The organism is Ruegeria sp. BA12 (genome assembly GCF_056539625.1).
On the sequence record NZ_JBQFVF010000009.1, the window covers coordinates 166,139 to 190,292 of the forward strand.

Below are 24,154 nucleotides of genomic sequence, written 5' to 3' on the forward strand. Positions count from 1 at the left end.
TATGGAAGTTTTGGCCTATCTGATTCCGATTTCCCTGTTTTTGGGCGGGGTTGGACTTGTGGCCTTTGTGTATACCGTCCGCTCGAACCAATATGACGACCCCGAGGGTGACTCTCGGCGCATCCTGAGTGATGAATGGGACGACAAGCCCAAGCCCTGACACGTGGCAATCAAGCGCTCTTGAAATTGCCGCAATGCCCGGTTATGTCCGGCTCATCCGCTAGCAGAGAGAACCAAGCCAAATGGCAACTATGAATCCGATCCAGTTCATTCAGCAGGTCCGCGCCGAAGTTGCAAAGGTCGTCTGGCCGACCCGGCGTGAGGTGCTGCTGACCACGGTCATGGTGTTCATCATGGCGGCGCTGACTGCCGTGTTCTTTGCGTTGGTTGATCTGGGCATTCGCGGCGGATTGCAACTGATCCTGGGTGCATTCAGTTAAACCGGTTTGGGCGGGCTGAAACGCCACTGCCCCCTTGCACAGCGCGCAATGTCAGAGTAGTTGACGCGGTACTATTCGGAATGGGCGTGCGGCGATTCGGGCTGCGCGCCGCTTTTTATTCCGGGTGACGTGACAGAATTTCAATGACGGTGCTTGCGGCATTGCCAGCGCACCGAAGGCAAACAAGGACGACAGGTTCATGGCGAAACGGTGGTACTCGGTCAGCGTTCTTTCGAATTTCGAAAAGAAGATCGCAGAGCAGATCCGCACGTCGGTGGCCGAGCAGGGCCTTGAGGACGATATCGACGAAGTTCTGGTGCCCACCGAAGAGGTGATCGAAGTGCGCCGGGGCAAGAAGGTCACGACCGAACGCCGCTTTATGCCCGGTTATGTGTTGGTGCACATGGAAATGTCCGATCAGGGCTATCACCTTGTGAACTCGATCAACCGCGTCACCGGCTTTCTGGGTCCGCAAGGCCGCCCTATGCCGATGCGCGATGCCGAAGTGAACCAGATCCTCAACCGCGTTCAGGAAGGTGAAGAAGCGCCCAAGCTGATGATCACCTTCGAAGTGGGCGAGAAGGTCAAGGTCAACGACGGCCCGTTCGAGGATTTCGACGGCATGGTCGAGGGTGTCGACGACGAAGCTCAGAAGCTGAAGGTTTCGGTCTCGATCTTCGGTCGGGAAACCCCGGTCGAGCTGGACTTCACGCAGGTTACAAAGCAGAGCTGATAGCTACTTCAGCAAGATTTTAGCGCCGCGATGCCACGAGCACTGCGGCGTTTTGTTTTGGCGAACCAGTTGTCAGTTCAGAAGTCCAAGGTGGTTTTCTCAACGACAAGGATCACCTTGCAGTTACGGCGGGCCGGGGATCAGTTCTTGCCGTTGAAGGACCGTCAGAATATCGAGAATGGTCGAAGGGCTGACATCCACCGATCCTTCAAGGAAGACACCAAGCCCACCTTCTCCGATCTCTTTGGGTCCGCCATTGTCATAAACCGGGTCAAGTGACGCGAGTTCTGCCGGTAACTTCGGACACAAAGGGGTATCGTTCAATACAAGATCTACAGCGGCCAGCATCAGTTCCTTTACAGAGTCCAGCGTATCATCATCCAGAAGTTGCTCTCGCTGTTCTTCGGGGGCCGTCAGTGTAAGATCAATGAGTTTGAAATAGGCACAATTGTCACGCAGTTCGACTGTCGCTTCGGTGGACATGTTCGCCAGGATAGCCTTTTTTTGCTCACCCCGTTGAAAATTGCGCTCACTGGTTCGGCTGCATTCAAAGATCGTGATGGTTACATCCCCATCCAGATCAATTGCATCGCCTTGGGCCCCAAAACTCAAGTCATCCAGCCGGACTTGCAGGCCGCAATTGTCGACTATTGCGTTGTCAGCCAGTCGCTCAGGCACAGTCTTCTGTATTTCACGCAGATCAAGAAGCGCGCCCACCCCGATCCGTGTCGGCGCAACAGCGGCGAGGTTCAGATCAAGCGTATAGGGCAGCTCTGTATCACGAACTGGCAATGTCGCGTCGACGACAAAGTCCACTTGTTGCGCGCTTGGTGCCCGGGCGTCCAGAACGGCTGCCATTAAGACCGGGAAAATCAACCAGTGTCTCATTCAGCAAACTCCAATACGCCAAGTTCCTTCAGCCCACCCAGGACTTTGACGATTGTCCCGGCGCTGACATCGGCAGATCCGACAACAGCCGCCCCCATCCCGCCCGGAGCGATTTCGCGGGTGCCTCCTGATTCGTAGACCGGTTCGAGAACAGAGAATTCGTCGGGCAGTGGCGGGCAAACCGGATGGGCTGCCAGAAACTCACCACCCTTTTCCAGAACTGCGTCGTTGATGCGGTTGGTCAAACCAAAGAGGTTGGAAACAGCGCCGATGAACCCGCGCGGGCTGAGGTCGGCGCTTTCAATGCTGAATGTTAGGCATTGGCCTTTCACCTCAGCCTTGGCGACAGCGACCGCGTCCACGGTTGCTCCAAAATAACGAAAGCCCGGTTCTTCACGCCGGTTGCACCTTGTAAACTGCGCGCGGGCGGAACCTTCGACCTTTACGGTGTCACCTATGGCGGTAACGTCTCGGATCTCAAGGTAAATCTGACGTTTGCAGGTTTCTTCCAAAGGGCCAGTCAGGATTTGAGGGGCTTTTTCCTGTAGCCCACGCAGATCCATGAAGGCCTTCAACCGCAATCGGGTTGGGCTGGATTCTTCTAGACCGCCGTAAACGGTAAAGGGAACCGGAATGTCGCGCAGGGGTACTTCTTTTGTTAGCTTGATTTGAAAGCGACCGGCATAGGTGGCTGGATCAATCCCTGTCGTTACGGACGAATTGGATTTTGTGACCGCGTTGGTTTCGGCATCCAGAGCTTTTTGGTCTTCGGCCTTGCTGCCACAACCCGGCAGCATAGCGACCAGTACACAGATCAGCAGTCCTTTGTTAAGTCGAGATGACCCCATCCCTGACCACCTCATTTGTGTCCAAGTTGCACCAAGATACCCGCCTTCGTTTCTTAAGCAACTCAAGTATTAGGATTAATTGATTTGTTCCGCAAATCTCGACCTTCGCTGAGGCGTTATTGGGCCTCAATCAGGAAATTGGGAACATAGGGGTAATCGTTTGTCTTCTCTGGGCCTCCGTCAATGATGGCCCTTTCGTGGGTTTCGACGAGGTGGTGCCAGTGATGCTCTTATTTTCCGAAGGCTAGCCAACTGCTGCATTCCGGCCCGAGCTCCTCCAAGGCTCTGGCCTCATAGCGGGCTTTGTCCTCTTCAGGGAGAATCTCACGCCAACGACCGTTCACGCCGCGGTGGATGAATGTCTCTGCGCCGCCATCCCAAAAAATACCGCCTCCAGGGACGGATTTACTTGCATGTGCTTTCATGTAGTCAAAGGAACAGTGCGTGAGGATCGCATCCCAACGACTTTCGTCAATCTCGATGTCCAGGAAATTTGCGATGCGGCGAATTTCCCCCGGCATGTCGCGTTTGAGCGCTTCGAAATGGATAAGTTGCACGTTGGGCTGATCGCGAATCTCCCACCAGGTTCGAATATTTTCCCAGAAAGGCCACATCGGGTAACCATCCTTCTCCAGCCATTCCCTGAAGTATTGAACGGTATCTCGTGTTGGTCGTTCGATCGGTGGGCCTACCCGGCCGGGCGTATCATTCAGAGTTTCATACCAAGTGTCATTCGCGTTCGAATGATGGTTGTGAAAGCTCCATACTACGTCACGCCCATCGCGCCCAATGTATATGTATTTGGCTTGTTCTGAGAAAACGAGCGCATCCACCGGTAAATGCGTTTTTAAGAAGCGTCGGTGCGTTTGCGACGCGACTGCTGGTAACTTGACCTCTTTGGGCGGGACCCGAAGGTCAAGCCACGGCGACATCTCGGCGACGTCGAGGTCTTCAGCGCCGTTGAATATCAGCTGAGCGACGATTTGCTGAACCCAAGTCGTTCCAGACTTTGCATAGGTAGCGATGATGATATCGTCATTACGAAATTCGAAATCGTTCCACATGGAGGAGTCAAAGTGGTGGTTGTGAAACTCCCGTGTTTTCTTCGGCGACCCAAACCCGTTCATTTTCCGATCCCTCCTGCGCCTTGAAAGTGCCAGTCTGCCACAGAACGCCAGTCCGAGGAAGAATTTGTGGCGCTAATCGGTCTTGCAGTTGAGGAGACAGGCAGAGATGAGTACGCGTGTTTCGGGCCCAAAGCGGTGATGCCAAACTGTAACGCCAACCTCTTGCCAACCCCACAATTCCCCTATACATGCCGCCTCTATCGTCTTCGGGCGAGATTCTCTCGTGGGAGGTTGCTGGGATCGCGATCCCGGATCGGACCACGCAACATAAACCGGGTAGGACGCGTCCTATCTACGTTGAAAGGAAAACCAAATGGCCAAGAAGCTTGCTGGTACAATGAAACTGCAGGTTCCTGCAGGTCAGGCGAACCCGTCGCCGCCAGTTGGTCCGGCGCTGGGTCAGCGCGGCATCAACATCATGGAATTCTGCAAGGCGTTCAACGCCAAGACCGCAGATATGGAGCAGGGCGCACCTTGCCCGACCGTGATCACCTATTATCAGGACAAGTCCTTCACCATGGACATCAAGACGCCGCCCGCGTCTTACTACCTGAAAAAAGCAGCTGGCCTGAAGCCGGTCGGCAAGCGTAACCGCCCTCGTGGCGCGGAAAACCCAGGTCGCGAGACCGTGGCAACCGTGACCAGTAAGCAGGTTCGCGAAATCGCCGAAGCCAAAATGAAAGATCTCAACGCCAACGACGTCGAAGGCGCAATGCAGATCATCCTGGGCTCGGCCCGCTCTATGGGCATCGAGGTGAAGTAAGATGGCAAAACTTGGTAAACGTACCCGCGCTGCGCGCGAAGCTGTCGCTGGCAAGGAAAACCTGTCGGTCGAAGAAGCTGTTTCCCTGGTCAAAGGCAACGCCACTTCGAAGTTCGACGAGACCATCGAAATCGCTCTGAACCTGGGCGTTGACACCCGTCACGCGGACCAAATGGTTCGTGGCGTTGTCGGCCTGCCGAACGGCACCGGCAAAGCGATGCGCGTTGCTGTGTTCGCACGTGGCCCCAAGGCTGACGAAGCGAAAGAAGCAGGCGCGGACATCATCGGCGCAGAGGACCTGATGGAAACCATTCAGGGCGGCACCATCGAATTCGATCGCTGCATTGCCACCCCGGACATGATGCCGATCGTTGGCCGTCTGGGTAAAGTTCTGGGCCCCCGCAACCTGATGCCGAACCCCAAGGTTGGCACTGTTACCATGGACGTGAAAGCGGCCGTTGAAGCAGCCAAGGGTGGTGAAGTTCAGTTCAAGGCGGAAAAAGGCGGCGTTGTACACGCCGGCGTTGGCAAAGCGTCGTTCGACGAAGCCAAGCTGGTCGAAAACGTCCGTGCCTTCATCTCGGCCGTGGCCAAGGCCAAGCCGTCGGGCGCCAAAGGCACCTACATGAAGAAAATCGCGCTGAGCTCGACCATGGGCCCAGGCGTGACTCTGGATGTGGCGGCTGCGGCCGGCGAATAAGCCCCAGCCAAGCGCTTAGAAAAAGAACCCGGGTTGCATATGCGACCCGGGTTTTTCATTTTTGCGGTCCGCGTGATCAGAGGTATGTGCGCAATACGCGGGCTTCATGCGCCCCGATTGTCTTGACGGCCGTGTGCTGGAACGCATTTCCGATCTCTTCAACCGATGGGAAAAGCGCGAGGATTTCCGCCCTTTGCGGGGATGATAGGGAATATTTGGCAGTATCGCCGTAATAGTAGCTTTCCGTCAGCGCGCCGTTTGATCGCACAATGTGATGCCGGTCGAACATGAAATGCGTATAGGTGATGCGGTCCGTCTCACGGATCGAAACGCCGGGAAGGCCGCACAGGTGCTTCGCGGCCACGAACACTTCGGACGAGCCAAACAGCATGTCGGTTGCCGGTGACTGTATCAGGACCCTGTGCTGTTGCGAGACCACAAGCTCATGCGTGTTTCCGATGGCGCCAGCTTCGATCACGACCGGAGCGAACGCGCCATGGCCATGAACCTCGGTCGTTCCGATCCACAGGATCGGTTGCAGCCCGCCATCCCGGGTCCAGACGCGCTGACCCTTTTTCAGGTTCTGCACTTCGACGTCACCATCTTCGGTTTCGATCAGGGTTCCCAGGCCAAAGCACGTAATGAAATCCGTATAGGGCGACGACCCCGCGTTTGAGCCGCTGATTTTGACATAAGAGGTTCCCGGCACCAGGGGGGCCGACGTGCTATAGCCCCAAACGTCCTGCGTGACCCCGTTCTGGGAAAACACGTAGATGTCAATCTCGGGTCCGGTTGGGTTTCCGTTAATGTCCAGAGCCCGCACGGTGATCACGGACTCAGATTCAACCTGTGTGCCATTTGTGACGATGCCACCGCCATCAGTAATGATGTGGCCCGTTTCCTGATCGTCGTCGAATATATCCGGGCTGCCGCTGGTGTCGTCCAGCGTGACAGTAGTGCCAAATCCACCCGAATAGGCAAAAATGGTGCCGTCCGGTGTGTCTGAGTTGTTGATAATAGATCCACCGACGACAATGTCATTGGCATCGCCCCCGGCCGGAACGAATGTGGCGATTAGACTGGCACTGTCCTGAGCGAAAAAACTGCGGAGAACCATCTGCGCGATTATTCCTCTTTTGTACTTGTTATGTTGGGCCAAAGGCGACGAAGGCCACGCGAAATTTTGCTGAAAGATAAGAAATTGGTTGGGTGGATGCGTCAACCGGGTTCTTCAAAATACCGCACAAATAATTGTCAACTGGGACGGTTACCGCAACAGTCTCATTATCCTTGAAACACAACTTTCAAGCGATTGCCCAACCGCTGTCGTTTGTCTTCCTCAAACGGGCTACAGTCGTGGTTGGGTTGCCACAACGCCAGCCAGTCCTTCAACAACCGTCCCCGGATGCAGTAATCCAGAATTTCCATGTTGATGGGATGCCGATAACGGCGAAAGAACATATCCTTGTTTTTTCTGAGAATACCGCTGCGATCCACATCGGGTCCGGCCCCGTCGCGAAAAATATCTGCCTTTAGAAAGTCGACAATATCGTACACGGCCAGCTTTTCGCGGGATTCAGTAAAATCCAGGCCAATCGTTTTTCCCTGCCCGACAATCAGGTTCTGCCCGTGAAAATCTCCATGCGAAAAGACCCGGATATCCTGAATGCCCTTCAGGCGAGCAGCTTCGGCCAGCATGACGTTTACCATTTTCCGACTTGTGCCCGCGATATCATAGGGCACTGTAGTTGACAGGTCGCGAATGCTGTCCGTCATCCATTTTGGCCGAAATGCATAGCTCGCCGGGGGGTGGCGGTCATGAAGATCATTCAACCATGATCCAGCACGGCGAAAAATCTGGGCAACCTGATTTTCGTTCTTGCTGTTATAGATCAGGTCGACCGCGGTTGGCCGGTTGATGAATTCGGTGACAAAGAAGGTTTCAGATGGCGACAGGTAAATCGGGCGGATAACCTGCGATGACGGGTTGTTTTCAAAATGCTGGTGAAGATCGGTTAGCAGGCTGAACTCATCCCGCAGCCTTCCAGTGGTGGGAGAGTTGTTGTCGATTTTCAGCGCAAAGCTTTCAATTCCGGTTGTGATTTTCAAGACCAGACGCGAATCCGGAAACGCGTGCGAGCGATAGACGCATTCGACTTTCTTCACAGGCCCGACAGGATTGCGCCGTGAAAACTCGGCCACACACTCTGAAGCGAATGTCTGTTCAGTATCGGAAAGATCCAGCATTCAAATGCGTCGTTCTATGTGGCTTTTCACTGTGCGGATCGAATGGACCTCAGGGCTGGTGTCATGTCAATGCTGTGATGGCTGGCTTTGGGTTTTGCACGACGGATCTGGGCGGTGAAGCAATCCGGTTGGAACGGTCAATTTACCCCTTGGAAACCCCTGCCATCTGGCCTAAATAGAGCTGCGGAATAAAGCGTGCGATTCGTCGTGCGCTTTATTTTGTTTCGTCCAAGACGGTGGGTGGGTCCATTCGGCCCCTTAATTCCCTGCCTGAGACGGGTAAGACCAAAGAATTCTGAGGGTCACGATCCTCGGGCGAGTTTTGGCCAATCCCGTAACAACGGACCTGAACGCCGGGGTTAACCCTTCGGCAAATATGAGCCGGGGTGAGGTATCACCCCTAACTTGGAGAGAACTGTGGATAGAGCCCAGAAAGAGAAAGTGGTCGAGGAACTCGGCCAAATCTTCGAAAGCTCTGGCGTCGTAGTGGTTTCGCACTACGCCGGTCTGACAGTTGCCGAGATGCAGGACCTTCGCGCACGTGCTCGTGACGCGGGTGGTGCCGTGCGTGTTGCCAAGAACAGGCTCGCCAAAATCGCCCTTGAGGGTAAGCCGTGTGCAAGCATGGCCGACCTGCTGACAGGGATGACCGTTCTGACCTATTCCGAGGACCCCGTGGCAGCAGCCAAGGTGGCCGAGGACTTCGCCAAGGATAACAAGAATTTTGAGATTCTTGGTGGTGCAATGGGTGAGAACGCTCTGGACCGCAAAGGCGTCGAAACAGTTTCGAAAATGCCGTCTCGCGAGGAGCTCATTGCTTCGATCGTGGGCTGCATTGGCGCACCTGCTTCGAACATCGCCGGCGCGATTGGCGCACCTGCAAGCAACATCGCAAGCATCCTTTCCACCATCGAAGAGAAGGCGGAAGCTGCGTAAGCGGTTGGCACTGAATGATCTGCGTAGGGTGAATACCCTGACGTTGGAACACACACTGTAAACGGAAAGAGCTGATAAAATGGCTGATCTGAAAGCACTCGCAGAAAGCATCGTGGGTCTGACCCTGCTGGAAGCACAAGAACTGAAAACCATCCTCAAAGACGAATACGGCATCGAGCCCGCAGCTGGCGGCGCCGTAATGGTCGCAGCTGGTGGCGACGCCGGTGGCGCAGCTGAGGAAGAAAAAACCGAATTCGACGTCGTTCTGAAGAACGCCGGCGCTTCGAAAATCAACGTGATAAAAGAAGTTCGCGGCATCACCGGTCTGGGCCTGAAAGAAGCCAAAGAGCTGGTCGAAGCTGGCGGTAAGATCAAAGAAGCTGTGTCGAAGGACGAAGCCGAAGAGATCAAAGGCAAGCTGGAAGCAGCTGGCGCCGAGGTCGAACTGGCCTAAGCCCGTTGTCTGGCGCATCGCTGATGCGCCGCAAATTTTGGCTGGGCCCGGAGAAATCCGGGTCCAGCCGAACCTGTCTTAGAAAGGGCCTCATGAACGGGGGCGTTTTCTAAGACGCGGTTTTCGGATCGGGAGGCTGCCTTCGGGACGGTGGCCACGAATTGATCCGGACGTGTCGTCTCGAATGTGCAAGGCGCCGGGGCCCGACGGTGTCTTTGCCCGCTGAGAACATCGAAAGGTGACATCTGACATGGCTCAAACGTTCCTTGGCCAGAAACGTCTTCGGAAATATTACGGCAAAATCCGCGAAGTGCTGGAGATGCCGAACCTCATTGAGGTCCAGAAATCTTCTTATGACCTTTTCCTACGCTCCGGCGATGCAGAGCAGCCCACTGACGGCGAAGGCATCAAAGGTGTGTTCCAGTCGGTTTTCCCGATCAAGGATTTCAACGAAACCTCCGTTCTGGAGTTCGTGAAATACGATCTGGAAAAGCCCAAATACGACGTCGAAGAGTGCATGCAGCGCGACATGACCTACAGCGCGCCGCTGAAGGTCACTCTGCGTCTGATCGTGTTTGATGTCGACGAAGATACCGGCGCCAAGTCGGTAAAAGACATCAAGGAACAGGACGTGTTCATGGGCGATATGCCCCTGATGACGCCGAACGGGACCTTCATCGTGAATGGTACCGAGCGTGTGATCGTGTCCCAGATGCACCGCTCGCCCGGTGTGTTCTTTGACCACGACAAGGGCAAAACCCATTCCTCGGGCAAGCTTCTGTTTGCCTGCCGCATCATCCCGTATCGCGGCAGCTGGCTGGACTTTGAGTTTGACGCCAAGGACATCGTTTTCGCCCGTATCGACCGCCGCCGCAAACTGCCTGTGACAACCCTGCTGTATGCGCTGGGTCTGGATCAAGAAGCGATCATGGACGCGTATTACAACACCGTGTCCTACAAGCTGGACAAGAAAAAGGGCTGGATCGCGCCGTTCTTCCCCGAGCGAGTGCGCGGCACCCGCCCGACCTATGATCTGGTTGACGCCAAATCCGGTGAAGTGATTGCTGAAGCAGGTAAGAAAGTCACTCCGCGCGCGGTCAAGAAGCTGATCGAAGAAGGCGTCGTCACCAACCTGTTGGTTCCTTTTGATCACATCGTCGGCAAGTTCGTCGCCAAGGACATCATCAACGAAGAAAACGGCGCGATCTATGTCGAAGCCGGTGATGAGCTGACCCTGGAATACGACAAGGACGGCGAGCTGATCGGCGGCACAGTGAAAGAGCTGATCGACGCAGGTATCACCGACATCCCGGTTCTGGACATCGACAACGTCAATGTTGGCCCCTACATGCGCAATACCATGGCGCAGGACAAGAACATGGGCCGCGAAAGCGCGCTGATGGACATCTACCGTGTCATGCGCCCGGGCGAGCCGCCCACCGTCGAAGCGGCCTCGGCCCTGTTCGACACGCTGTTCTTCGACAGCGAGCGTTATGACCTGTCCGCCGTTGGCCGTGTGAAGATGAACATGCGTTTGGCTCTGGACGCGCCGGACACCCTGCGCACCCTGCGCCGCGAAGACATTGTGGCCTGCATCAAGGCGCTGGTGGAGCTGCGCGACGGTAAAGGCGACATCGACGACATCGACCACCTCGGCAACCGCCGTGTCCGTTCGGTCGGCGAGTTGATGGAAAACCAGTACCGCGTCGGCTTGCTGCGCATGGAGCGCGCGATCAAAGAGCGTATGTCGTCAGTCGAGATCGACACCGTCATGCCGCAGGACCTGATCAACGCGAAACCGGCTGCTGCTGCTGTCCGCGAATTCTTCGGCTCGTCGCAGCTGTCGCAGTTCATGGACCAGACCAACCCGCTGTCGGAAGTCACCCACAAACGCCGTCTCTCGGCGCTTGGCCCCGGTGGTCTGACGCGTGAACGTGCGGGCTTTGAGGTGCGTGACGTTCACCCGACCCACTATGGTCGGATGTGCCCGATTGAAACGCCGGAAGGTCCGAACATCGGTCTGATCAACTCGCTGGCCACCTTTGCCCGCGTGAACAAGTATGGCTTCATCGAAACACCCTACCGCGTTGTCAAAGACGCCGAGGTGACCGATGAGGTTCACTACATGTCCGCGACCGAGGAAATGCGTCACACCGTGGCGCAGGCGAACGCGACGCTGGATCAGAACGGCAAGTTCATCAACGATCTGGTCTCGACCCGTCAGGCCGGTGACTACACCCTCGCTCCGCGCGAGAATGTGGACCTGATCGACGTGTCGCCGAAACAGTTGGTTTCGGTTGCTGCATCGCTGATTCCGTTCCTTGAAAATGACGACGCCAACCGCGCTCTGATGGGCTCGAACATGCAACGTCAGGCGGTTCCGCTGCTGCGGGCCGAGGCACCGCTGGTCGGTACCGGGATCGAGGAAAAGGTTGCGATCGACTCGGGCGCTGCGATCCAGGCGAAACGCGCCGGCATCATCGACCAGGTCGATGCCCAGCGTATCGTTATCCGTGCCACCGAAGATCTGGAACTGGGCGACGCTGGCGTTGACATCTATCGTCTGCGCAAATTCCAGCGATCGAACCAGAACACCTGCATCAACCAGCGTCCGCTGGTGAAAGTGGGCGACACCGTCATGAAAGGCGAGGTTGTTGCCGATGGTCCGTCCACCGATATCGGTGAACTGGCGCTTGGTAAAAACGTGGTCGTCGCGTTCATGCCGTGGAACGGCTACAACTACGAAGACTCGATCCTGATCAGTGAACGTATCGCGCGCGATGACGTCTTTACCTCGGTCCATATCGAGGAATTTGAAGTCGCCGCCCGTGACACCAAGCTGGGCCCGGAAGAGATCACCCGCGACATCCCGAACGTCGGTGAAGAAGCGCTGCGTAACCTCGACGAGGCGGGCATCGTTTACATCGGTGCGGATGTTGAGCCGGGCGATATTCTGGTCGGCAAGATCACTCCGAAGGGCGAAAGCCCGATGACCCCGGAAGAAAAGCTGCTGCGCGCCATCTTTGGTGAAAAAGCATCTGACGTGCGCGACACCTCGCTGCGCGTGAAGCCGGGCGATTACGGTACAGTGGTCGAAGTTCGCGTCTTCAACCGTCACGGCGTCGAGAAAGACGAGCGTGCGCTGCAGATCGAGCGTGAAGAAGTCGAGCGTCTGGCCCGTGACCGGGACGACGAGCTGGCGATCCTGGACCGCAACATCTATGCGCGTCTGCAAGGCCTGATCCTGGGTAAAACTGCTGTCAAAGGCCCGAAAGGCGTCAAGGCAGGCTCGGCAATCACCGAGGATCTGCTGGAAACCCTGACCCGTGGTCAGTGGTGGCAACTGGCGCTGGAAGACGAGAAGGACGCACAGATCGTCGAAGCGCTGAACGAGCAGTACGAAGTGCTCAAGCGTGCTCTGGACGCCCGTTTCGAAGACAAGGTCGAGAAGGTCCGCCGTGGCGACGACCTGCCGCCGGGTGTGATGAAGATGGTCAAAGTCTTTATTGCCGTGAAGCGTAAGCTGCAGCCGGGCGACAAGATGGCCGGTCGTCACGGGAACAAAGGTGTGATCTCCAAGGTTGTCCCGATGGAAGACATGCCGTTCCTGGCCGATGGTACTCCGGTTGACTTCTGTCTGAACCCGCTGGGCGTGCCGTCGCGTATGAACGTTGGTCAGATCCTTGAAACCCACATGGGTTGGGCCGCGCGCGGTCTGGGTCTGAACATCGACGAAGCTCTGGGTGAATACCGCCGTTCCGGCGACCTGACCCCGGTGCGCGAAGCGATGAAGCTGGCCTATGGCGAGAATGTCTATGAAGAAGGCATTGCCAACATGGACGAGGGTCACCTGATCGAGGCGGCGGGCAACGTGACCCGCGGTGTTCCGATCGCGACCCCGGTCTTTGATGGTGCCAAAGAGGCTGACGTCAACGATGCGCTGGTGCGTGCGGGCTTCTCGGAAAGCGGTCAGTCGATCCTGTTCGACGGTCGCACCGGTGAGCAATTTGCGCGTCCGGTGACCGTGGGCATCAAATACCTGCTGAAACTGCACCACCTGGTGGACGACAAGATCCACGCGCGTTCGACCGGGCCGTACAGCCTGGTTACCCAGCAGCCGCTGGGTGGTAAGGCGCAGTTCGGTGGTCAGCGCTTTGGTGAGATGGAAGTCTGGGCTCTGGAAGCTTACGGCGCCGCCTACACCCTGCAGGAGATGCTCACCGTGAAATCGGATGACGTCGCCGGCCGGACCAAGGTCTATGAGTCGATCGTCAAGGGCGAGGATAACTTTGAAGCGGGCGTACCGGAATCGTTCAACGTTCTGGTTAAAGAAGTCCGTGGCCTCGGCCTGAATATGGAACTCCTGGATGCGGAGGTTGAGGAGTAAGGGCCTCGGCTCTTCCTCCCGTCCCCCCTTCCGCAAAATTTGAGGTATCAAAATGAACCAGGAAATCACCAACAACCCGTTCAACCCGCTGACGCCGCCGAAGGTTTTCGACGAGATCAAGGTCTCGCTGGCCAGCCCTGAACGGATTCTGTCTTGGTCCTATGGTGAGATCAAGAAACCCGAAACCATCAACTACCGGACGTTCAAGCCCGAGCGTGACGGTCTGTTCTGCGCACGTATCTTTGGCCCGATCAAAGATTACGAATGTCTGTGCGGCAAATATAAGCGGATGAAGTATCGCGGCGTTGTCTGCGAGAAATGCGGTGTGGAAGTCACCCTGCAGAAAGTCCGCCGCGAGCGTATGGGCCACATCGAACTGGCCGCGCCCGTCGCACATATCTGGTTCCTGAAATCGCTGCCGTCCCGCATCGGTCTGATGCTGGACATGACGCTGCGCGATCTGGAACGCGTTCTGTACTTTGAAAACTATGTCGTCATCGAGCCCGGTCTGACTGACCTGACCTATGGCCAGATGCTGACCGAAGAAGAGTACATGGATGCGCAGGATGCCTATGGCATGGACGCGTTCACCGCCAACATCGGTGCTGAAGCCATTCGTGAGATGCTGGCCCAGATCGATCTGGAAGCCGAAGCCGAGCAGCTGCGCGCTGATCTGGCCGAAGCCACCGGTGAGCTGAAGCCCAAGAAGATCATCAAGCGTCTGAAGGTTGTTGAATCCTTCCTCGAGTCGGGCAACCGGCCCGAGTGGATGGTGATGACCGTGATCCCGGTCATCCCGCCGGAACTGCGTCCGCTGGTTCCGCTGGATGGTGGCCGCTTCGCGACCTCGGATCTGAACGATCTGTATCGCCGAGTCATCAACCGGAACAACCGTCTGAAGCGTCTGATCGAACTGCGTGCACCTGACATCATCGTCCGCAACGAAAAGCGGATGCTGCAGGAATCCGTTGACGCTCTGTTCGACAACGGCCGTCGTGGCCGCGTGATCACCGGTGCCAACAAGCGTCCACTGAAATCGCTGTCAGACATGCTGAAAGGTAAGCAGGGCCGCTTCCGTCAGAACCTTCTGGGTAAGCGCGTCGACTTCTCGGGCCGTTCGGTCATTGTGACCGGTCCGGAACTCAAGCTGCACCAGTGTGGTCTGCCCAAGAAGATGGCGCTGGAACTTTTCAAGCCGTTCATCTACTCGCGCCTTGAAGCCAAGGGTTTGTCTTCGACCGTGAAACAGGCGAAGAAACTGGTCGAGAAAGAGCGTCCCGAAGTGTGGGATATCCTCGACGAGGTGATCCGCGAACACCCTGTCATGCTAAACCGTGCGCCGACGCTGCACCGTCTTGGCATTCAGGCGTTCGAGCCGGTCCTGATCGAAGGTAAAGCCATCCAGCTGCACCCGCTGGTCTGTTCGGCCTTTAACGCCGACTTCGACGGTGACCAGATGGCCGTTCACGTTCCGCTGAGCCTTGAGGCCCAGCTGGAAGCCCGTGTTCTGATGATGTCGACGAATAACGTTCTGTCGCCTGCAAACGGTGCGCCGATCATCGTTCCGTCGCAGGATATGATCCTGGGTCTGTACTATGTGACCCTGGAACGCGAAGGCATGCCGGGAGAAGGCAAAGTCTTTGGTTCGATCGAAGAAGTCCAGCACGCGCTGGACGCGGGTGAGGTGCATCTGCACTCGAAAATCACCGCGCGGATCACGCAGATCGACGACGAAGGCAACGAAGTTCAGAAGCGTTACGAGACCACTCCGGGCCGTCTGCGTCTGGGTGCCTTGCTGCCGATGAACAACAAAGCGCCGTTCGAACTGGTAAACCGCCTGCTGCGGAAGAAAGAAGTGCAGCAGGTCATCGACACCGTCTATCGCTACTGCGGTCAGAAAGAGTCGGTTATCTTCTGTGACCAGATCATGTCGATGGGCTTCAAAGAAGCGTTCAAGGCGGGCATCTCGTTCGGCAAGGACGACATGGTTATTCCGGATGACAAATGGGGCATCGTTGATGACACCCGCGGTCAGGTGAAGGACTTTGAACAGCAGTACATGGATGGCCTGATCACTCAGGGCGAAAAGTACAACAAGGTTGTCGATGCCTGGTCGAAGTGTAACGACCGCGTGACCGAAGCGATGATGAGCACGATCTCATCCTCGGATCGGGCAGAGGACGGATCCGAGCAGGAACCGAACTCAGTCTATATGATGGCCCACTCCGGTGCGCGTGGCTCGGTCACTCAGATGAAACAGCTGGGCGGTATGCGCGGCCTGATGGCCAAACCGAACGGTGACATCATCGAGACGCCGATCATCTCGAACTTCAAGGAAGGCCTGACCGTTCTTGAATACTTCAACTCGACCCACGGCGCCCGTAAGGGTCTGTCGGATACCGCTCTGAAGACGGCGAACTCAGGTTATCTGACCCGTCGTCTGGTAGACGTGGCGCAGGATTGCATCGTTCGTGAGATCGACTGTGGCACTGAGCGCGCGATCACCGCCGAAGCTGCGGTGAACGACGGTGAGGTTGTTGCCTCGCTGGCCGAACGTGTGCTGGGCCGAGTCTCTGCCGATGACGTTCTGCGTCCGGGTACGGATGAGGTGATCGTGGCCGCTGGTCAGTTGATCGACGAACGTATGGCCGACACCATTGACGAAGCCGGTGTTGCGTCCATGCGCATCCGCTCGCCTCTGACCTGTGAGTCTGAGGAAGGCGTCTGTGCGACCTGCTACGGTCGTGACCTTGCGCGCGGTACCATGGTGAACACAGGTGAGGCTGTCGGCATCATCGCCGCCCAGTCCATCGGTGAGCCCGGTACACAGCTGACGATGCGGACCTTCCACATTGGTGGTGTTGCGCAAGGTGGTCAGCAGTCGTTCCAAGAAGCCAGCCAGGACGGTGTCGTTTCCTTCGAGAACCCGCAGATTCTGGTCAATGCCGCAGGCGAAAGTCTGGTCATGGGCCGGAACATGAAGCTGGTGATCAAGGACGAACACGGCGAAGAGCGTGCCAGCCACAAGCTGGGCTATGGTTCCAAGCTGTTCGTCAAGGATGGCACCAAAGTGGCCCGTGGCGACAAGCTGTTCGAGTGGGATCCCTACACCCTGCCGATCATCGCCGAGAAAGCCGGTACTGCGAAATACGTTGACCTCGTTTCGGGCATCGCTGTCCGCGATGAGACCGACGACGCAACCGGCATGACTCAGAAGATCGTGATCGACTGGCGTGCGGCCCCCAAAGGCAGCGATCTGAAGCCCGAGATCATTCTGGTCGGTGAAGATGGCGAACCGGTCCGCAACGATGCGGGCAACCCGGTTCACTATCCGATGTCGGTGGATGCGATCCTGTCGGTCGAAGATGGCCAGCAGATCGAAGCCGGTGACGTTGTCGCGCGTATCCCGCGCGAAGGTGCCAAGACCAAGGACATCACCGGTGGTCTGCCGCGTGTGGCCGAACTGTTCGAAGCCCGACGTCCGAAAGATCACGCGATCATCGCAGAAGCCGATGGTTACGTGCGCTTTGGCCGCGACTACAAGAACAAGCGCCGCATCAGCATCGAACCGGCGGATGAGTCGATGGAAACGATCGAGTATATGGTTCCCAAGGGCAAACATATCCCGGTCGCGGAAGGTGACTTTATCCAAAAGGGTGAATACCTGATGGATGGTAACCCGGCCCCGCATGACATCCTGTCCATCATGGGTGTCGAAGCGCTGGCGGATTACATGATCGACGAGGTGCAGGACGTCTATCGTCTGCAGGGCGTGAAGATCAACGACAAGCACATCGAGGTCATCGTGCGCCAGATGCTGCAGAAGTGGGAGATCCTGGATTCAGGCGACACCACCCTGTTGAAAGGCGAACATGTCGACAAGCAGGAGTTTGACGCAGCCAACGAGAAGACCCTCTCGCGCGGTGGCCGTCCGGCTCAGGGCGAACCGATCCTCTTGGGGATCACCAAAGCCTCGCTGCAGACGCGTTCGTTCATCTCGGCGGCGTCGTTCCAGGAAACCACCCGCGTGCTGACCGAAGCGTCAGTACAGGGCAAAAAGGACAAGCTGGTTGGCCTGAAAGAGAACGTCATCGTCGGTCGCCTGATCCCTGCCGGTACAGGTGGTGCAACCCAGGCTGTGCGTCAGGTTGCCCAGTCGCGCGACAACGTCGTGATCGAAGCCCGCCGGGAAGAGGCCGAAGCGGCCGCTGCCTTGGCTGCCCCGATTGTCGAAGACGACATGGTTGGAGACGAGCTGGACGTTCTGGTGGAAACCCCGGAAAGCCGCGAGTAAGCGACTACGATAATCCAAAGATCAGGCCCCGCGATTTCGCGGGGCCTTTTTCTTTGGGTGGCCGCCTGTGCCCTTTGCCTGGATTGAAGCGCTGACAACGGCAAGGGATGGGTCGCAGACTGTGCGGCTCGGTTCTGCGCAAATTAATATGAGCAGTTTTATTCTAGAAAAACCCTTTTCATGGTATGGTTTTTTACGTCTCGCGCACAAATCCACCGGAGATTTGAATTATGAGAGCTGTATTGAAATTGTCTCGTGCATTATCGGTTTTGGGGATTGGCCTGCTGGCGGCATGCAGTGACTACGCCTATGTCGGGATGCCGCAGGGGCAGCCGTCTCGGGAAGTAAAAATTCCCGATGGTACCACACGGCTTATTCCAGTTTCCGCTTCGATAGTGGGTCTTGCCTATGACCAGCCGCGGCGGCGGATTTTCCTGCGCAATCTCCCCGGTACACAGTTGCAGGAACTTGATCGAAATGGCCGCGTTCTACGCACCTTTTCGGCGCAGCGCGTACCGGCCGGTTGCGGAGGGGTTACTCCTGACGACTTCCCGATCAAGGAATGCGGGCTCGCTATTCGGGGTGCAGACGGCCATCTTTTCCTGGATCATCCAAACGGTCTGATGATTTCAGAATTGACGCGCGACGGGCAGTTCGTACGCCATATCAGGCTTGCGCAACCGCAAGGACCGATAGGAGGGCTGGCCTTCGACAAAAATACCGGCACCCTTTACGTGTTGTTTATTCGGAATCGTCTGATTGCCGAGATTGATCTGAACGGCACCACCAAAAGGGTCATTCGCCCAACCAACCCCTCGGTTGGTGCGGCATTGCAGATTGAGCGCTTTGGCCTCGGGATCAACGCTGAACGCCGTGAGCTTTACGTTGCACTTCAAAACGGCAACCGGCTTGGGGTTTTAAACATGTCCGGAGGGCTGATCGCGACGCATAACCTAAGTGCTGGGGTGACCGTCGAAGGTATCGGCGGTGGGCGCGTCTTTGGATTTTGATGGCGATTAGATTGTGTCCGGCAAATTGAGACGTAATTTTCCTGTTCGCCTACTAAGTTGCGTTGACAATAAGTCGATCGATTGAGCCAATGCAGCAATCGACTTTCGACCGGATTCTTTAGCCATGTCTCCAAACGTGCAAGGCGCGCTGCTGATGATGGGCAGCATGGCCGCCTTTACCATCAATGATGCTCTGATCAAGGCGGCAGGCGCCGAAATGCCGTTGTTTCAGATGGTAGCAATGCGCGGATTTTTGGCGACGGTTTTGGTGTTTCTGCTGGCGCGTCATCTGGGGGCGTTGCATCTGAATTTCCCGTGTCACGACAAATGGCTGGTGGTGATCCGGTGTCTGGCCGAGCTGTCGGCCACGTTCTTTTTTCTAACCGCGTTGCTGCATATGCCGCTAGCCAACGTGACCGCAGTGCTGCAGGCCCTGCCGCTGACGGTCACGCTGGGCGCAGTACTGTTTTTCCGCGAACAGATCGGGTGGCGACGAGTTCTGGCGATTGTGTTGGGCTTTGCCGGGATGCTGTTGATTGTGCGGCCCGGCCCCGATGGGTTCAGCATATACGCGATCTATGCCTTGATTGCGGTGGCATCGGTCACGGCACGGGATTTGATTACGCGGCGGATGTCGGTGCATGTGCCTTCGCTGGCGGTTACCTTGGCGACGTCCCTGACGATTACCGCGTCAGCGGGGATTGCCACGGTTGCGACGGGGTGGGAACCGGTGCCGGTCGGGGCTGGTTTGATGGTGGCATCGGCAGCGGTGTTCGTACTTGGGGGTTATCTGTTCAGCGTCATGGTTATGCGCGTAGGCGAGGTCGGGTTCGTCGCGCCCTTCCGATACTCCAGCCTGATCTGGGCGCTGGGGCTGGGGTGGCTGATTTTCGGGGAATGGCCGGACACGATTACTATGTTGGGGGCAACGCTGGTCGTTGGGGCAGGGCTGTTCACATTATTCCGCGAACGTCAGACGCAGCCCGCCGAGTGAACTTGACGCACAAAGTTCTGATCTATCGCAAAGCGGGCGATGAATTCACCTTCTTGTTCGGGTGTCAGAGGCAACAGCTCAGTCTTAGTGTCACGCGAATTGCGTGAATCGTTAAACTGGTTGAGCGTGCGAACCCACATCGGCGCGTCAGGATAACTGATGACCGGCATGAAATTCCCGATCCGGTGATGGGCGAAATTCATAATTGTCTGCTCGCAATTTCCACGCACATGCATCGCAAAGCCTATCCCCAACAGGGGGCGCATAACCTGGGCAGCCTGAATGCCATCTGTCCCGAATTCGGCCAGAAAGCCCTTGTTATAGTCGATGGCGACCGTTCGGTTGTTCTCCATCAGACCATTGCTCTCGTCGACGGCAAGGCGCAGACGTTCGACAAAATCCACTGACACGGCATCATCGTCGTCATGGCGGAATTGAACGCAAGGGTCGCTGGGGTCGTTGCGGGCGGCATTCAGAATCTCTTTCATCACCTTGCGATGTCGACCCGGAGCGCGGGCGATGATCTGAACCTGGGGCATGCCGGCGGTTAGATCGCGCAATCGATCCAGAGCGGGTTTGGGAAGGCAATCACCGATCACGATGAGAAACTGAAAATCCTCGTTGGTCTGTTCTCGAATGCAGGGCAGTGTAGTGGTTTCGAACAGGCGAAAGCGTTCTTCTAGGCGGGCGGGGTTGTAAAGGTACCGCCGACGTTCTTCGATCGTTTCATGTTCGACCTGAAAGCCGCCATAGGCAGGATAGGAAAAGCGGCACAGGCCGATGATTTGCATATTTGATCCGTGGGGCAGCGTGTTGCACAGACTATGCCTGCCCGAAAAGGGTGTCGCAACGGCTGCGGTGCTGGAAATTCCGGAAGGGGCCTGATATTCCCGCATAAACAGACCGGTGAGACACCCATACGGGTGCACTGTTGACACTTGCTCCGACTCCCCCTATTACGCGCGCTATCTCGGTACCGGGGGCCGCCCCATAACCGATTTCAGTAATGGACTGGTCAAGGCCTGAACAATTTTGCAGTTCGCGCCCTCTGATAACCAACCGCGACGTTCACCTCGGAATGGGAACGCTCGCGGGTTTTGCGCTTGTGGACGCATAAGTGCAGCAAGTTTAACCGCACGCAACGCGCGTGCATGTCATGTGTGTTGCAAAACGGGGAAGAAACCGGAATGCCAACTATTCAACAGCTGATCCGCAAACCGCGGCAGCCCAAAGTAAAACGCTCGAAGTCCATGCACCTGGAGCAGTGCCCGCAGAAACGCGGCGTCTGCACCCGCGTGTACACCACCACACCTAAAAAGCCTAACTCGGCTATGCGTAAGGTTGCCAAGGTGCGCCTGACCAACGGGTTCGAGGTCATCTCGTACATCCCCGGTGAAAGCCACAACCTGCAGGAACACTCGGTTGTTCTGATCCGTGGCGGCCGTGTAAAAGACCTTCCCGGTGTGCGTTACCACATCCTGCGCGGTGTTCTGGATACTCAGGGCGTCAAAGACCGTAAGCAGCGTCGTTCGAAATACGGCGCGAAGCGTCCCAAGTAAGAAGGAGAGGCTGATATGTCACGTCGTCACGCCGCCGAAAAACGCGAAGTCCTGCCTGACGCCAAATTTGGCGACAAGGTACTGACCAAATTCATGAACAACCTGATGATCGACGGCAAGAAGTCGGTCGCAGAGCGCATCGTCTACAACGCGTTTGATCGCGTTGAAGGCAAGATCAAGCGCGCACCGGTCGAAGTGTTCCACGAAGCGCTCGACAACATCAAACCGTCGGTCGAGGTTCGCTCGCGCCGCGTTGGTGGTGCAACCTACCAGGTTCCGGTCGAAGTACGCCCCGAGCGCCGCGAAGCCCTGGCCATCCGTTGGCTGATCTCGGCTGCACGCGCCCGCAACGAAAACACCATGGAAGAACGCCTTGCCGGTGAACTGCTGGACGCTGTACAGTCCCGCGGTACTGCCGTGAAAAAGCGTGAAGACACCCACAAGATGGCCGAGGCGAACAAAGCCTTCAGCCATTATCGTTGGTAATCCAAGAGGCTTTAACCAATGGCACGCGAATATCCGCTCGAACTGTACCGTAACTTCGGTATCATGGCGCACATCGACGCAGGTAAGACCACCTGCTCGGAGCGTATCCTGTATTACACTGGTAAATCCCACAACATCGGTGAGGTGCACGATGGTGCAGCCACCATGGACTGGATGGAGCAGGAGCAGGAACGCGGCATCACCATCACTTCGGCTGCGACCACCACTTTCTGGGAACGCACCGAGGACGGTCAGACCGCAGAAACGCCTAAGCACCGCCTGAACATCATCGACACTCCCGGCCACGTTGACTTCACCATCGAAGTTGAACGTTCGCTGGCAGTTCTCGACGGTGCCGTCTGCGTTCTGGACGCAAACGCCGGTGTTGAACCCCAGACCGAAACCGTGTGGCGTCAGGCTGACCGCTACAAGGTTCCGCGTATGGTTTTCGTCAACAAGATGGACAAGATCGGCGCTGACTTCTTCAACTGCGTCAACATGATCGAAGACCGCACCGGCGCACGTGCTGTTCCGGTTGGTATTCCGATCGGCGCAGAGTCCGAGCTGGAAGGCCTGATCGACCTGGTCACCATGGAAGAGTGGCTGTGGCAGGGCGAAGATCTGGGCGCAAGCTGGATCAAAGCTCCGATCCGCGACAGCCTGAAAGACATGGCTGACGAATGGCGCGGCAAGATGATCGAAGCGGCCGTCGAAATGGACGACGACGCGATGATGGAATACCTGGAAGGCAATGAGCCCGACGTTCCGACCCTGCGCGCCCTGCTGCGCAAAGGGACACTGGAAATCGCGTTCGTTCCGGTTCTGGGTGGTTCGGCGTTCAAGAACAAAGGCGTTCAGCCGCTGCTCAACGCTGTGATCGACTATCTGCCCAGCCCGCTGGACGTAGTCGATTACATGGGCTTCAAGCCCGGCGACGAGGAAGAAGTTCGTGACATCGCCCGTCGTGCAGACGACGACATGGCCTTTTCGGGCCTGGCGTTCAAAATCATGAACGACCCCTTCGTTGGCTCGCTGACCTTCACTCGGATCTACTCGGGCACCATGAACAAGGGTGACTCGATCCTGAACTCGACCAAAGGTAAGAAAGAGCGCATCGGTCGTATGATGATGATGCACTCGAACAACCGGGAAGAGATCGAAGAAGCGTTTGCAGGCGACATCATCGCGCTGGCGGGTCTGAAAGACACCACCACCGGTGACACCCTGTGTGACGCGAAGGATCCGGTGGTTCTGGAAACCATGACCTTCCCCGATCCGGTGATCGAGATCGCGGTTGAGCCCAAAACCAAGGGCGACCAAGAGAAGATGTCCCAGGGTCTGGCCCGTCTGGCCGCCGAAGACCCGTCCTTCCGTGTGGAAACCGACCTGGAATCTGGTCAGACCATCATGAAGGGCATGGGCGAACTTCACCTGGACATCCTGGTGGACCGTCTGAAGCGCGAATTCAAGGTCGAGGCGAACATCGGTGCACCGCAGGTGGCATACCGTGAGACCATCTCGATGCCGGTCGAACACACTTACACCCACAAGAAACAATCGGGTGGTTCGGGTCAGTTCGCCGAAGTCAAGCTGGAGATCCAGCCGACCGAGCCGGGCGAAGGCTATTCGTTCGAAAGCCGCATCGTTGGTGGTGCCGTTCCGAAGGAATACATCCCGGGTGTTGAAAAAGGCATCAATTCGGTCATGGATAGCGGCCCGTTGGCTGGCTTCCCCGTGATCGACTTCAAGGTTGCCCTGCTGGACGGTAAGTTCCACGACGTTGACTCGAGCGTTCTGGCGTTCGAAATCGCATCGCGGATGTGTATGCGTGAAGGCATGCGCAAAGCTGGCGCAAAACTGCTGGAACCGATCATGAAGGTCGAAGTGATCACCCCGGAAGAATACACCGGCGGTATCATCGGCGACCTGACTTCGCGTCGGGGCCAGGTGTCTGGACAAGAGCCGCGCGGCAACGCGATCGCCATCGATGCGTTTGTTCCGCTGGCCAACATGTTCGGCTACATCAACACTCTGCGTTCGATGTCGTCGGGTCGTGCCCAGTTCACCATGCAGTTCGACCACTACGATCCGGTTCCGCAGAACATCTCGGACGAGATTCAGGCGAAATACGCATAAGCGAAGATTTGAGGGAGCGCAGGCTAACGCGCTCCCTTCATTACCGAAAAAGGAGGCCATCATGGCAAAGGAAAAGTTTGAGCGTACAAAACCGCACGTCAACATCGGCACGATTGGGCACGTTGACCACGGTAAAACCACGCTGACCGCAG

The 24,154-nt window shown here is 56.8% G+C and carries 21 protein-coding genes; 15 read left to right on the forward strand and 6 right to left on the reverse strand.

Features of this window, described 5'->3' with window-relative positions:
* Window position 1: 1 nt before the first annotated feature.
* The 3 genes from ccoS (at window position 2) to nusG (ending at window position 1,173) form a co-directional block, all read left to right on the forward strand.
* Window positions 2–160: a cbb3-type cytochrome oxidase assembly protein CcoS gene (gene ccoS, locus ACR0B0_RS16630; RefSeq protein WP_170350970.1), complete on the forward strand. Its 159-nt coding sequence runs from the start codon at window positions 2–4 to the stop codon at window positions 158–160.
* A gap of 82 nt (window positions 161–242) precedes the next feature.
* Window positions 243–440, forward strand: a complete 198-nt coding sequence (gene secE / locus ACR0B0_RS16635) for a preprotein translocase subunit SecE (RefSeq protein WP_170350969.1) — start codon at window positions 243–245, stop codon at window positions 438–440.
* Between the two features lie 199 nt (window positions 441–639).
* Window positions 640–1,173 carry a transcription termination/antitermination protein NusG gene (gene nusG / locus ACR0B0_RS16640; protein ID WP_010440977.1) on the forward strand — a complete coding sequence of 178 codons (534 nt, stop codon included), beginning with the start codon at window positions 640–642 and terminating at the stop codon, window positions 1,171–1,173.
* 123 nt (window positions 1,174–1,296) lie between these two features.
* Here nusG and ACR0B0_RS16645 read toward each other — a convergent pair whose 3' ends face one another.
* The 3 genes from ACR0B0_RS16645 to ACR0B0_RS16655 all read right to left on the reverse strand — a co-directional run bounded on the left by ACR0B0_RS16645 (window position 1,297) and on the right by ACR0B0_RS16655 (window position 4,036).
* A complete protein-coding gene (locus tag ACR0B0_RS16645) occupies window positions 1,297–2,061 on the reverse strand; it encodes a hypothetical protein (RefSeq protein WP_170350968.1) in 765 nt (254 codons plus the stop codon).
* The gene (locus tag ACR0B0_RS16650; RefSeq protein ID WP_170362288.1) at window positions 2,058–2,909 is read right to left on the reverse strand and encodes a hypothetical protein; all 852 of its coding nucleotides are present in this window, start codon (window positions 2,907–2,909) and stop codon (window positions 2,058–2,060) included. Before ACR0B0_RS16650 ends, ACR0B0_RS16645 begins: the two co-directional genes overlap by 4 nt.
* A 230-nt stretch (window positions 2,910–3,139) precedes the next feature.
* A complete protein-coding gene (locus ACR0B0_RS16655; protein WP_170553010.1) occupies window positions 3,140–4,036 on the reverse strand; it encodes a sulfotransferase domain-containing protein in 897 nt (298 codons plus the stop codon).
* Window positions 4,037–4,349: 313 nt separating this feature from the next.
* On the opposite strand from ACR0B0_RS16655, the gene rplK reads away from it, so the two are divergent.
* Window positions 4,350–4,799, forward strand: coding sequence for a 50S ribosomal protein L11 (gene rplK / locus ACR0B0_RS16660; protein WP_037314971.1), 450 nt, complete (start codon window positions 4,350–4,352; stop codon window positions 4,797–4,799).
* A gap of 1 nt (window position 4,800) precedes the next feature.
* Complete coding sequence (gene rplA, locus ACR0B0_RS16665) at window positions 4,801–5,499, forward strand: 50S ribosomal protein L1 (protein WP_170350965.1); 699 nt, start codon at window positions 4,801–4,803, stop codon at window positions 5,497–5,499.
* 76 nt (window positions 5,500–5,575) lie between these two features.
* On the opposite strand, the gene ACR0B0_RS16670 is transcribed toward rplA, so the two are convergent.
* On the reverse strand, window positions 5,576–6,616 hold the full coding sequence (locus ACR0B0_RS16670; protein WP_170362286.1) for a Hint domain-containing protein: 1,041 nt from the start codon (window positions 6,614–6,616) through the stop codon (window positions 5,576–5,578).
* Window positions 6,617–6,783: 167 nt separating this feature from the next.
* Window positions 6,784–7,746 carry a phosphotransferase gene (locus ACR0B0_RS16675; protein ID WP_170362285.1) on the reverse strand — a complete coding sequence of 321 codons (963 nt, stop codon included), beginning with the start codon at window positions 7,744–7,746 and terminating at the stop codon, window positions 6,784–6,786.
* Between the two features lie 417 nt (window positions 7,747–8,163).
* Here ACR0B0_RS16675 and rplJ point away from each other — a divergent pair, with 417 nt between their 5' ends.
* From rplJ to ACR0B0_RS16705, 6 genes are all read left to right on the forward strand, one after another.
* Window positions 8,164–8,682, forward strand: coding sequence for a 50S ribosomal protein L10 (gene rplJ, locus ACR0B0_RS16680; protein ID WP_058283024.1), 519 nt, complete (start codon window positions 8,164–8,166; stop codon window positions 8,680–8,682).
* Window positions 8,683–8,761: 79 nt separating this feature from the next.
* Window positions 8,762–9,136 (forward strand): 50S ribosomal protein L7/L12, encoded by a 375-nt coding sequence (rplL, locus tag ACR0B0_RS16685; protein WP_170350962.1) that lies wholly within the window; start codon window positions 8,762–8,764, stop codon window positions 9,134–9,136.
* A 250-nt stretch (window positions 9,137–9,386) separates the two neighbouring features.
* Window positions 9,387–13,523: a DNA-directed RNA polymerase subunit beta gene (gene rpoB, locus ACR0B0_RS16690; protein WP_170350961.1), complete on the forward strand. Its 4,137-nt coding sequence runs from the start codon at window positions 9,387–9,389 to the stop codon at window positions 13,521–13,523.
* 52 nt (window positions 13,524–13,575) lie between these two features.
* Window positions 13,576–17,817, forward strand: a complete 4,242-nt coding sequence (gene rpoC / locus ACR0B0_RS16695; protein ID WP_170350960.1) for a DNA-directed RNA polymerase subunit beta' — start codon at window positions 13,576–13,578, stop codon at window positions 17,815–17,817.
* Between the two features lie 230 nt (window positions 17,818–18,047).
* Window positions 18,048–18,827: a hypothetical protein gene (locus tag ACR0B0_RS16700; protein WP_170350959.1), complete on the forward strand. Its 780-nt coding sequence runs from the start codon at window positions 18,048–18,050 to the stop codon at window positions 18,825–18,827.
* Between the two features lie 124 nt (window positions 18,828–18,951).
* Window positions 18,952–19,821 carry a DMT family transporter gene (locus ACR0B0_RS16705; protein WP_480648769.1) on the forward strand — a complete coding sequence of 290 codons (870 nt, stop codon included), beginning with the start codon at window positions 18,952–18,954 and terminating at the stop codon, window positions 19,819–19,821.
* Here the strand turns inward: ACR0B0_RS16705 and ACR0B0_RS16710 are convergent.
* Entirely contained in the window at window positions 19,800–20,612 is an 813-nt protein-coding gene (locus tag ACR0B0_RS16710) for a putative rhamnosyl transferase (protein ID WP_170350957.1), read from the reverse strand. The two genes, ACR0B0_RS16705 and ACR0B0_RS16710, sit on opposite strands and share 22 nt — an antisense overlap.
* A gap of 396 nt (window positions 20,613–21,008) precedes the next feature.
* Between ACR0B0_RS16710 and rpsL the strand changes: the two genes are divergently transcribed.
* The 4 genes from rpsL to ACR0B0_RS16730 form a co-directional block, all read left to right on the forward strand.
* Window positions 21,009–21,380, forward strand: coding sequence for a 30S ribosomal protein S12 (gene rpsL, locus ACR0B0_RS16715; protein ID WP_005621086.1), 372 nt, complete (start codon window positions 21,009–21,011; stop codon window positions 21,378–21,380).
* Window positions 21,381–21,395: 15 nt separating this feature from the next.
* The gene (gene rpsG, locus ACR0B0_RS16720; protein ID WP_058283017.1) at window positions 21,396–21,866 is read left to right on the forward strand and encodes a 30S ribosomal protein S7; all 471 of its coding nucleotides are present in this window, start codon (window positions 21,396–21,398) and stop codon (window positions 21,864–21,866) included.
* Window positions 21,867–21,884: 18 nt separating this feature from the next.
* The gene (fusA, locus tag ACR0B0_RS16725) at window positions 21,885–24,002 is read left to right on the forward strand and encodes an elongation factor G (protein ID WP_170350956.1); all 2,118 of its coding nucleotides are present in this window, start codon (window positions 21,885–21,887) and stop codon (window positions 24,000–24,002) included.
* A 61-nt stretch (window positions 24,003–24,063) separates the two neighbouring features.
* Window positions 24,064–24,154, forward strand: a 91-nt coding sequence (locus ACR0B0_RS16730) for a GTP-binding protein (protein ID WP_215675807.1), incomplete at its 3' end; no start/stop codon positions are given.

Excerpts from the sequence above, each read along its gene's own strand:
- ccoS (WP_170350970.1), top strand. The coding sequence starts at position 2 with ATGGAAGTTTTGGCCTATCTGATTCCGATTTCCCTGTTTTTGGGCGGG.
- secE (WP_170350969.1), top strand. The coding sequence starts at position 243 with ATGGCAACTATGAATCCGATCCAGTTCATTCAGCAGGTCCGCGCCGAA.
- nusG (WP_010440977.1), top strand. The coding sequence starts at position 640 with ATGGCGAAACGGTGGTACTCGGTCAGCGTTCTTTCGAATTTCGAAAAG.
- ACR0B0_RS16645 (WP_170350968.1), bottom strand. The coding sequence starts at position 2,061 with ATGAGACACTGGTTGATTTTCCCGGTCTTAATGGCAGCCGTTCTGGAC.
- ACR0B0_RS16650 (WP_170362288.1), bottom strand. The coding sequence starts at position 2,909 with ATGGGGTCATCTCGACTTAACAAAGGACTGCTGATCTGTGTACTGGTC.
- ACR0B0_RS16655 (WP_170553010.1), bottom strand. The coding sequence starts at position 4,036 with ATGAACGGGTTTGGGTCGCCGAAGAAAACACGGGAGTTTCACAACCAC.
- rplK (WP_037314971.1), top strand. The coding sequence starts at position 4,350 with ATGGCCAAGAAGCTTGCTGGTACAATGAAACTGCAGGTTCCTGCAGGT.
- rplA (WP_170350965.1), top strand. The coding sequence starts at position 4,801 with ATGGCAAAACTTGGTAAACGTACCCGCGCTGCGCGCGAAGCTGTCGCT.
- ACR0B0_RS16670 (WP_170362286.1), bottom strand. The coding sequence starts at position 6,616 with ATGGTTCTCCGCAGTTTTTTCGCTCAGGACAGTGCCAGTCTAATCGCC.
- ACR0B0_RS16675 (WP_170362285.1), bottom strand. The coding sequence starts at position 7,746 with ATGCTGGATCTTTCCGATACTGAACAGACATTCGCTTCAGAGTGTGTG.
- rplL (WP_170350962.1), top strand. The coding sequence starts at position 8,762 with ATGGCTGATCTGAAAGCACTCGCAGAAAGCATCGTGGGTCTGACCCTG.
- rpoB (WP_170350961.1), top strand. The coding sequence starts at position 9,387 with ATGGCTCAAACGTTCCTTGGCCAGAAACGTCTTCGGAAATATTACGGC.
- rpoC (WP_170350960.1), top strand. The coding sequence starts at position 13,576 with ATGAACCAGGAAATCACCAACAACCCGTTCAACCCGCTGACGCCGCCG.
- ACR0B0_RS16700 (WP_170350959.1), top strand. The coding sequence starts at position 18,048 with ATGAGAGCTGTATTGAAATTGTCTCGTGCATTATCGGTTTTGGGGATT.
- ACR0B0_RS16705 (WP_480648769.1), top strand. The coding sequence starts at position 18,952 with ATGTCTCCAAACGTGCAAGGCGCGCTGCTGATGATGGGCAGCATGGCC.
- ACR0B0_RS16710 (WP_170350957.1), bottom strand. The coding sequence starts at position 20,612 with ATGCAAATCATCGGCCTGTGCCGCTTTTCCTATCCTGCCTATGGCGGC.
- rpsL (WP_005621086.1), top strand. The coding sequence starts at position 21,009 with ATGCCAACTATTCAACAGCTGATCCGCAAACCGCGGCAGCCCAAAGTA.
- rpsG (WP_058283017.1), top strand. The coding sequence starts at position 21,396 with ATGTCACGTCGTCACGCCGCCGAAAAACGCGAAGTCCTGCCTGACGCC.
- fusA (WP_170350956.1), top strand. The coding sequence starts at position 21,885 with ATGGCACGCGAATATCCGCTCGAACTGTACCGTAACTTCGGTATCATG.